General features: G+C 70.0%; 8 protein-coding genes. 3 read left to right on the top strand and 5 right to left on the bottom strand.

Going from position 1 to position 8,716, the window contains the following annotated elements; all coding sequences use genetic code 11:
• Positions 1-298: 298 nt before the first annotated feature.
• The 3 genes from ACGFZ2_RS02615 to ACGFZ2_RS02605 all read right to left on the bottom strand — a co-directional run bounded on the left by ACGFZ2_RS02615 (position 299) and on the right by ACGFZ2_RS02605 (position 3,400).
• Positions 299-1,453, bottom strand: a complete 1,155-nt coding sequence (locus tag ACGFZ2_RS02615; protein WP_393262577.1) for a S8 family peptidase — start codon at positions 1,451-1,453, stop codon at positions 299-301.
• Positions 1,454-1,790: 337 nt separating this feature from the next.
• Entirely contained in the window at positions 1,791-2,630 is an 840-nt protein-coding gene (locus ACGFZ2_RS02610) for an aminoglycoside phosphotransferase family protein (RefSeq protein ID WP_393449361.1), read from the bottom strand.
• A gap of 5 nt (positions 2,631-2,635) precedes the next feature.
• Positions 2,636-3,400: a LuxR C-terminal-related transcriptional regulator gene (locus tag ACGFZ2_RS02605; RefSeq protein WP_393449358.1), complete on the bottom strand. Its 765-nt coding sequence runs from the start codon at positions 3,398-3,400 to the stop codon at positions 2,636-2,638.
• Between the two features lie 547 nt (positions 3,401-3,947).
• On the opposite strand from ACGFZ2_RS02605, the gene ACGFZ2_RS02600 reads away from it, so the two are divergent.
• Entirely contained in the window at positions 3,948-5,195 is a 1,248-nt protein-coding gene (locus ACGFZ2_RS02600) for an MFS transporter (RefSeq protein WP_393449355.1), read from the top strand.
• A gap of 85 nt (positions 5,196-5,280) precedes the next feature.
• Here the strand turns inward: ACGFZ2_RS02600 and ACGFZ2_RS02595 are convergent, their stop codons facing one another.
• Positions 5,281-6,276: a BCCT family transporter gene (locus ACGFZ2_RS02595; protein ID WP_393449352.1), complete on the bottom strand. Its 996-nt coding sequence runs from the start codon at positions 6,274-6,276 to the stop codon at positions 5,281-5,283.
• 73 nt (positions 6,277-6,349) lie between these two features.
• Positions 6,350-6,691 carry a hypothetical protein gene (locus ACGFZ2_RS02590; protein ID WP_393449349.1) on the bottom strand — a complete coding sequence of 114 codons (342 nt, stop codon included), beginning with the start codon at positions 6,689-6,691 and terminating at the stop codon, positions 6,350-6,352.
• 350 nt (positions 6,692-7,041) lie between these two features.
• On the opposite strand from ACGFZ2_RS02590, the gene ACGFZ2_RS02585 reads away from it, so the two are divergent.
• Both ACGFZ2_RS02585 and ACGFZ2_RS02580 read left to right on the top strand, forming a co-directional pair.
• Entirely contained in the window at positions 7,042-7,869 is an 828-nt protein-coding gene (locus tag ACGFZ2_RS02585; RefSeq protein ID WP_393449346.1) for a carbohydrate ABC transporter permease, read from the top strand.
• Entirely contained in the window at positions 7,866-8,696 is an 831-nt protein-coding gene (locus tag ACGFZ2_RS02580) for a carbohydrate ABC transporter permease (protein WP_393449343.1), read from the top strand. Before ACGFZ2_RS02585 ends, ACGFZ2_RS02580 begins: the two co-directional genes overlap by 4 nt.
• Positions 8,697-8,716: the final 20 nt, after the last annotated feature.

Below are 8,716 nucleotides of genomic sequence, written 5' to 3'. Positions count from 1 at the left end.
CGTGGTCCGCCGGACGTCCCGCCCGGCAGAGCGACCTTCCCCGCCCCGCCAGGGAAAACCTCCCGGTCGGGTGCCGGACACCCACACGCCGTCGCCGGACACGACTCGGCCCCCGGTCCGGCGGGTCAACCGTCGGACCGGGGGCCGGTCAGGCTGGGCACGCCAGGCAGGTCCCGACAGGACCGGCCGGCGGATGGTGGTGAGGGACGGTTCGACTGCTCGGGAGGTGCGGGCCCGGCCTGGAGCGGCGCGTGGGGTGGCCGGCAGGTGCCGGCCACCCCACGCGTCTGTGGGACGGTCAGAGGCCGCCGGTGAAGACCAGCCGGTTGGGCGTGCCGGCCAGGTCGCCCTGGACCACGCCCGTGGTGGCGTTGCCGACCAGCCAGCTGTGCAGGGTGGCCTGGGAGGCGTCACCGTTCACGCTCTTGTAGAGCGCGGCGATGCCCGCGACGTGCGGGGTGGCCATCGAGGTGCCGTTGAAGACGGCGGTGGTGTTGTTCGGTTGGGTCGACAGGATCGCCGAGCCGGGAGCGTAGAGGTCGACGCAGGCGCCGGTCGAGGAGTAGCTGGCCCGGGCGTCGGTGTTGGTCGACGCGGCGACGGCCACCGCGGCGGTCACCGCCCGGGGCAGCCGATCGCACGAGTCCGCGCCGGTGTTGCCCGCCGAGGTGGCCAGGAAGACACCGGAGTTCATCATCCCGGTGATCGCGGCGGCCATCGTGTCGGAGTAGGTCCAGTTCCACGAGGTGTTAGCCACCGCCGGCTTCGCCGCGTTGGCGGTCACCCAGTCGATCGCGGCGATGGTGGCCGAGGTCTTGCCCGACCCCTGGCAGTTGAGGATCTTCACGGCGTGCAGCCGGACGCCCTTGGCCACCCCGTACGTCTTCGAGCCGATCGTGCCGGCGACGTGGGTGCCGTGCCCGTCACAGTCGGTGTTGCGCCGGTCGATGGCGTTGTAGTCGAAGCTCGCCCGGCCCTCGAAGTCCGGGTGGGTCACGTCGATGCCCGAGTCGATGACGTAGGCGTGCACGCCGGAGCCGGTGGCGGTCGTGGTGTAGCTGTTGGACAGCGGCAGCGTGCGCTGGTCGACCCGGTCCAGGCCCCAGGACGGCGGGTTGGCCTGGGTGCCCTCGGCGACGCCGTCGAGCCAGGCGTCCTGCTCGACGGCGAGCACCGCGGGATCGCGGCGCAGCGCCTGCACCTGCCCGGCGGTCAGCTCGGCGGCGAAGCCGTTGACAGCCCGTTCGTAGACGAACCGCGGGTTGACCGACAGGGCACGGGCGATGCCACGCGGTTCGGCGCCCGGGCGCAGCCGGACGATGTACTCGCCGGGCACCGGCCGCACGCCGGGCGCGGCGGACGCCGCGTTGACCGGTGCGGACGACGTGGACGCGGGTGCCGCCGCAGCCGGTACGGCGACCAGGGTGCAGCCCGCCGCCACCAGCGAAGCCATCAGGACTCTTGATCTCACATTGCCTCCCAGACTGACCCGGTGTCATCACTGGATGACGCCGCGGTGAAGAGGCACGCTAGTCGGAGCACTGTCGAGCGTCAATGCCTTCCTCGCCCTGCGGACCGGAGGGCAGGTGGCCGACGGCCGGTCGTGACATCGACTGTCGCGTCCGGCCCGGCGACGCCGGCCGGGGAAGACGGTGGACAGGGTGGCGGCGGGTGAGCCCCGCCGCCACCGCACGGTCAGCAGACCTGGCGTCGGCGTAGCCCGCGCCACCTGCCACCAACCGTGAACCGTTCCCCCGCGACAAGCGCCACCGAGCCCGACGGAGCGACGACTAGTATTCGCCACGCCCGAAGGCGGCCAGCTCCGCGGAGTGGCCGGGGTTGCTGACGTACGTCGCCCCGATCGGAGCGGTCACCCGGCACCACATGTCCAGCCGTTCCACGTCGATGCCGGCCGCCGCGGCCAGCTCGTCGCGCCGGCGCAGCATCTCCGCGCGGTCCAGGCCCTCCAGCACGTAGTCGACCGCGTCGAAGCACGGGTCGCCGGCGCAGGCCATCGGGTCGATGGCGACCAGACCCTTCGGGCCGCCGCTGAGCACGTTGCCCAGGTGCAGGTCGCCGTGCAGCAGCACGGTGTCGGTGGGCACCGCGAACAGGTCGTCGCGCAGCCGCTTCGACCCGGCGAGGTCGGCGCCCCGCCGCACCGCCGAGTTGAACAGCACGTCGATCCAGTCCTCCAGCCGCCGCGGCGCGGCAGCCGGGTCCCCGGCGCCGTGCAGGTCGTTGAGGAACGCGGCGTACTCCCGCGGCGACGGCGGCTGCGGCATCTTCTCCACCAGCGTGCCCGGGTGGATCGACTCCAGCAGCACGGCGCCTTTGACGGCCGCCAGCACCGCCGGCACCCGCCCGCTGGGCGCGAACTGGCGCAGCATGTCGACCTCCTCCCGTACGGCGTAGCTGTCGGGCGACAGTTTCAGCACCGCGTCGCCCTGCGGGCCGCGGCACCGGAACACCACCGAAGAGTTGCCGGACTTGAGCCGGTCGCCGAGGTCGAGCTGCCACTGTGCGACGAGCTCGTCCAGGCGCTGGGGCAGCGTGCCGACCCAGCGGTGCGCCGCCTTGCCGAACCGCGGCTCCAGCCGGCTCGCGATCGCTTCCAGATCCAGGGTCATCCCGCTCACCTCTCCATCGATCGCGCGCCGGCGCAGGCGGCCGAGCCGCCCACCCCCGGCAGGGACATGGCGCCACGCCTACGCGCCAGCGGTACGCCGCCACCGGACACCGTGTCGAGACTCGACCCGTACGGCCCGGGGCGCTCCAGCCTGGCCTTGCGGGCGACCTCGATCGCCTCGTGCCGGTCCGACACGTTCAGCTTGCTGAAGATGGTCGAGATGTGGTTGCTGACCGTCTTCGGCGAGAGGTTCAGCCGCGTGGCGATCGCCACGTTGCGCATGCCCGACGCGATCAGTTCCAGCACCTGCCGCTCACGCGTCGTCAGCTCCGGGAAGAGCTGCTGGTTGCGCGGCTCGCGGCCCAACTGCCCGATGAGTTGGTCGGCCACCCGGGGGCCGAGGATCACCTCGCCCGTCGCGATGCCCCGGATCGTCCGCACGATGCCGTCGCCCGGGCAGCTCTTGAGCACGTAGCCCCGCGCACCCGCCCGCATGGCCGCGAAGACCGCACCCTCGTCCTCCACCGCGGTGAAGACCAGCACGGCGGTCGAGGGCGACATCCGGGCGATCTCCTGCAGCGTCACCCCCACCTGGAAGCCCGGCAGCTCGATGTCGAGCACGAGCACGTCGGGGCGCAGCGACGCCGCGCATGTCATCGCCTCCCGCGTGGTCCCCGCCTCGGCGACCACGCTGACCTCAGCCGAGGAGGACAGCAGGGCATGCAGGCCCCTGCGTACCACCGGCTGAGCGTCGGCCAGCACCACCGTCACGGTGCGAGGCTTCGCCTCGCCCGCGACACTTCCCGGGCTCCGCCTCATCGTATGAGCCAGTTCCGAGGTCGAGCCAACGCTGACCATTACGACACCTCACCCCGTCCTAACCGGCCCGCGACGCCTCCCTTCCGGAGGCGTCGCGGAAGCGCCGACCTCCGCGTCGGCGTGAACATCTACTGACGGCGAACAGAACAACACATGAAGTCAGTCGGACGGAAGCCATGTCAATCTTCTGACGTATTTTCCGAAATCAATTTAATACGACCATCCGGTACCCTTCTCGGCCGACGGAGCAGCCCGCGACAGACCGGGAATGCCGGGACGATGTACCCGCAGGTCCCGCCTCCGCGCCGCACGCCGGGACGCACCGCCCGCCCGGACCAGGCCGGGCGCCTAGCGCACCGCGCCCCGGACGTCCAGCGGGAAAGTTCCCTGCCCACCCGGGAAGTCGTCCCGACCCCGGTCCGCCGAACGCCCTGTCCCGCCCGGCTTCGCCGCGGCGAGGATTGACGCCGGCCGCTCCACCACACAAGGATGTGCGAATATGCCCTTGTCACGAATGATTGATTTTTCATCCCGTTTGGTGCCGACCGACCCGCTACGCAGGAAACTGATCGCGATCCGGCTGGCCGAATCGATCGGCAAGGGAGTCTTCCTCAGCGGCAGTGTCGTCTACTTCACGCTCCGCGTCGGCCTCGACCCCAAGCAGGTCGGCCTGGGCCTGTCCGCCGCCGGCCTGTCCGCCTTCATCTCGTCGGTCGTGTTCGGCGTGATCGCCGACCGGGTGGGGGCGCGCAGGCTGCTCGTCATGCTGTTCGCCGCGCTGACGGTGGGCTTCGGGCTCTACGCCCTGGTGGACAACGCGATCCACTTCTTCGCCCTGGTGGTCGCCGTCGGCTTCATCGAGTACGGCACCGGCCCGACCAACGGGGCCCTCGTCGGCAACCTCGTGCCCGCCGAGGAACGGGTCAAGCTCAAGGCGATGATGCGGTCGGTGTTCAACATCGGCTTCAGCATCGGCATCGGGGTGGCCGCCGTCGCCGCGCTCGACCAGCGGCTGCTCGTGCTGATCCCGCTCACCACCGCCGCGCTCATGGCCAGCGCCGCGCTGCTGGTCACCCGCCTGCCCGACGTGCCGTCGCGTCCCGTCCCGGTGGGCTTCAAGCGCTTCGCCGCCGTACGCGACCCGCGCTTCCTCTCCGTCATCGGCGTCTCGACGGTGCTCGCCTCCCACGTCACCGTCATCCTGGTCACGATGCCGCTGTGGGCGCTCAACCGCACCTCGCTGCCACACTTCCTGATCCCGTTGCTGCTCATCTTCAACACGGTGTTCGTCATCCTGTTCCAGGTACGGGCCAGCCGGGGCGCGGACACCGTGGAAGGGGCCGGCAGGCTCGCGCGGCGCTCCGGCTACTGGCTGGCCGGCGGCTGCACGGTGATCGCGGTGACGGCCCTGGACGACAACGTGGTGCTGGTCTCCGTCGCGATCGTCGCCGCGGTGCTGATCCTGTCGGTGGCCGAGGTGATGCAGGCCGCCTCGGGTTGGGGTCTCGCGTTCGGCCTCGCCCCCGAGCACGCGCAGGGCGAGTACCTGGGCGCGTTCGACCTGCACGTGATCACGCAGAACATCATCGGACCGGCCGTGCTGTCCGGCCTGGTCATCGCGTTCGGCTTCTGGGGCTGGCTCGGCATCGCGGTCGCCGCGCTGGTGGCGTCGGCGCTGATCATCCCGGTCGCGCACCGCAGCCAGGCCACCCTCGTCCCGGAAACGGCCTCCGCGACAAGCCCGTGAACAGCGGCTCGACCACCGAAACGGCCAGCACCACGCGGCCGCGGGCCGGCCCCGGTGTGGGGACGGCCCGCGGCCGCGTGATGGGTCAGGAACGGTCGGGGTCCGCGTGCTCCGGCCGCGCGGCGGCGGCCACCAGGGCCCGGATCTCCGGGGCCATCGTCGCGCTGAGGGGTTCGCGACGCAGCTCGCGCAGCAGCCCGGCGACCATGCCGACCATCACGAACAGGAACGGCAACGCGGCGAGGATGGTCAGCGACTGCAGGGCGGACAGGCCACCGGCGAGCAGCAGCACGGCGGCCACCAGGCCGGTCAGGATGCCCCACATGGAGACCAGCCATGCCCTCGGTTCGAGGTTGCCGCGCGAGGAGAGCGTGCCCATCACCACCGAGGCGGCGTCGGCCCCGCTGACGAAGAAGAGGGCCACCAGCACCATCACCAGGATCGCGGTGACGGTGAAGAGCGGGAACTCCCGCAGGACCGCGAAGAGCGCGGCCTCCGGGCTCTCCGCCACGGCGGCCGAGAGGTCGGTGCCGCCGAGTTGCAGGTCGATGGCGGTACCGCCGAACACCGAGAACCAGGCGAAGCTGACCAGGCTCGGGATGGCCACCACACCGAGGACGAACTGGCGGATGGTGCGGCCCCTGGAGATGCGGGCGATGAACGCGCCGACGAACGGGGTCCAGGAGATCCACCACGCCCAGTAGAAGATGGTCCAGCCCGCCATCCACCTCTCGCCCCCGAAGGCGCCGGTGCGGAAGCTCATCGGGATGAGGTCGTTGAGGTAGCCGCCGGTCGAGGCGGTGAGGCTGTTGAGGATGAAGACCGTCGGGCCCACCACGAGCAGGAAGAACATCAGCGCCACCGCGAGCACCATGTTGGTGTTCGAGAGGAACTGGATGCCGCGCTTGACGCCGGTCACGGCGGACACCACGAACGCCACGGTGAGCACCGCGATGATCCCGATCGCCAGCGGGGTGGACTTCGGCACGCCCCAGAGGTTCGCCGGGTTAGGCGAAGCCCCTTCACCACACAGGCCGATGGAGCCCGGAGCGCATACGCAGGGTGCCTGGGTGGCGGCCATTCACCAAGGGCCGGGCGAAGGACCGCTGTGTCGGGGACGGATCGGGCACGAGCCTCGGCCTGCCTGACCACGCTCAATCGCTGTCGGCGCCTCCTGACCGTCGCCGCTCCTCGCGCCACAACTCGTGTCCTCGCATCAGCCACCCAACCCAGAAGACCGCGAACAGGATCAGGAAACACGCGAACGGCACGATGGCGAGCACTGCCGCGATCGGCTGGATGCGGCCTCCGTCACCGTTCCATCCGCTCGCGGCGACCGTGCCGAGACCAGCGCACACGATCATGAGGAGGACAGGACCCGGCCGGTCAACCGGGTGCGGCTCACGGGGCAGGCGCAACTCCGACTCCTTCGTGGCACAAGAGGCGTCCATCACCGGCTTTCGCCAGCAGTGTTGCAGCACGAAGGCAGAGATCAAAGACCAAGAATTCGGCGTACGGGTCGACTCATCCGTCGCTTACCACGTCAGGCGTCGCGGCCAGCGGAACGCCAACTCCCGGACACCGGCAACCGCTGGCGGGGTCCGCTGTAGCCCTCAACTTAAACCGCCGAGCGGGTGTGGGCCGACGAGGTCGCGGACATGGCTCAGCACTAATTTCCATCTTTCGATGATGTTGGTACTGTGCTGCGGTGTCTCCCCCTCGCACCGTCAGCACGCCACCGGGCGACCGCTCCCTGACCGTCGAATCCACGCGTTCCACATTCCGGCGATGGCAGCTCGCACGCTTCGGCGAACCCGGTCTCGCGTGGCTGATGCTGTTGCCTTCGGTGGCGATATTCGCCCTGTTCGTGTTCTGGCCACTCGGGCGAACCCTCTATCTGTCCGTGCACGGGAACGACATCTTCGGCGCCCCGTCCGAGTACGTCGGCGGGGAGCACTACCGGGAGATGCTGTCCGGGGAGTTCGGCAAGGTGCTGGCCACGACGGCGCTGTTCACGCTGTTCTCCGTGGTGCCGGCCGTCCTGGGCGCGCTCTTCGTGGTGCTGCTGCTGGAGGCGCGCATACGCGGGGTACGGGTGCTGCGCACCGCGTTCGCGCTGCCGTTCGCGTTCTCGGTGGCGACCGCGTCGGTTGTCTTCGCCGTCATCTACAACCCGGCGATCGGAGTGGCGAACGGCCTGCTCGGATACCTCGGGATCGACCGGGTCAACTGGCTCACCGACCCGTCGATCGCGCTGCCCGCCGTCTGCGTCGCCACGGTGTGGATGAACTTCGGTTACAACATCCTCGTGCTCTCCGCCGGGGTATCGGCCATCTCGCCCGAGGTGGTCGAGGCGGCGCGGCTGGATGGCGCGACCGGTTGGCGGCTGGCGTCGCGGATAACCGTGCCGCTGCTCTCCCCGCAACTGTTCTTCCTCGTCGTGGTGTCCACGATCCACGCGTTGCAGAGCTTCGGGCAGATCCACATCCTGACCAAGGGCGGACCGGACCAGGCCACGACGACGCTGGTCTACTCGATCTACGAGAAGGCGTTCGCCTTCGGTTCCGCCGACTTCGGCGCGGCCAGCGCGCAGGCCGTCGTACTGCTGGTCATCATGCTCGGCTGCACGGCCGTCCAATTCGGCATCCTCGAACGGCGGGTCCACTACCGATGAAGAAGCCCAGCCTCGGGCAGGCCGCCGTCTACGTCGTGCTCGGCCTGGCCGCGATCCCCGTTCTGTTCCCGGTCTACTACGGCTTCGTCGGCGCCGTCATGGGCCCCGGTGACCTGGCGACCTACCCGCCCGCGCTGGTGCCGCAGGAGCTGCACTGGCAGAACATCAGGGACGTGTTCCGCTCGGTGCCGCTCGGCCGTTTCTACGTGAACTCCGCCGTCCAGGCCGGGGTCATCACGGTGGCACAGGTCGTCACCAGCATCTTCGCCGCGTACGCCTTCGCGTTTCTTCGCCTGCCCGCGAAGGCGGCGACCTTCGGCCTGTTCCTCGCCACCCTCATGGTGCCGTGGGAAGCGATCATCATTCCCAACTACCTGGCCATCTCCGGCTGGGGCCTGACGCGGGGTGGGCTGACGTACCTCGGCCTGGTGCTGCCCTTCCTCGCCTCGGCGTTCGGCACGTTCCTGCTGCGTCAGGCGTTCCTGCAGTTCCCGACCGAGCTGCGGGACGCCGCAGTGATCGACGGGTGCGGTCACTGGCGCCTGTTGTGGCGGGTCGTCGTGCCCCTCTCCAAGCCCTCGATCGCGGCGGTCGGGGTCTACGTCTTCCTCTCGGCGTGGAACCAGTACTTCTGGCCGCTGATCCTGATCCGCGACACCGAATTCCAGACGCTTCAGATCGGCATCTCCCAGCTCAACGACGCCGAGGCGGCGCAGCCGGGTCTCGTCCTCGCCGGCGTCGCGCTCTCCCTGCTCCCCACGCTGGCCGTCGTGATTCTCGGTCAGCGCCACATCGTCCGCGGCCTGACCGCCGGCGCGCTGCGTTGAACCTTCGAGAAGGAGAGAAC

This window comes from Micromonospora sp. NPDC048063, assembly GCF_043202855.1.
Taxonomy (GTDB): domain Bacteria; phylum Actinomycetota; class Actinomycetes; order Mycobacteriales; family Micromonosporaceae; genus Micromonospora.
The sequence above is the reverse complement of the archived record's forward strand: the minus strand, read 5'-3'. Positions and strand labels throughout refer to the sequence as shown.